Annotated in this window: 1 pseudogene; it reads left to right on the plus strand. The window is 70.7% G+C overall.

The annotated features are described in order from the left end of the window. Positions 1-499: pseudogene (locus tag VM95_RS45795) on the plus strand (DEAD/DEAH box helicase); the annotation flags it as partial.

Below are 499 nucleotides of genomic sequence, written 5' to 3' on the forward strand. Positions count from 1 at the left end.
GTCCGGTGGTGGCTTCAACCGTGACCGTGACGACCGCGGTGGCTTCCGTCGCGACGACCGTCCGTCCGGTGGCGGTTTCAACCGTGACCGTGACGACCGCGGTGGCTTCCGTCGTGACGACCGTCCGTCCGGTGGCGGTTTCAACCGTGACCGTGACGACCGTGGCGGCTTCCGTCGTGACGACCGTCCGCAGGGTGGCGGCTTCCGCCGTGACGACCGTCCGCAGGGCGGCTTCCGCCGTGACGACCGCGATGACCGTCCGCGTCGCGACGACCGCCCCCAAGGTGGCGGCTTCAACCGCGACCGTGACGACCGTGGCGGCTTCCGTCGCGACGACCGTCCGCAGGGTGGGGGTTTCCGTCGCGATGACCGTCCGCAGGGTGGCGGGTTCCGTCGTGACGACCGTCCGTCCGGTGGTGGCTTCAACCGTGACCGTGACGACCGCGGTGGCTTCCGTCGCGACGACCGTCCGTCCGGTGGCGGTTTCAACCGTGACCGT

Source organism: Streptomyces rubellomurinus (assembly GCF_000961885.1).
GTDB classification, from domain to species: Bacteria; Actinomycetota; Actinomycetes; order Streptomycetales; family Streptomycetaceae; genus Kitasatospora; species Kitasatospora rubellomurina.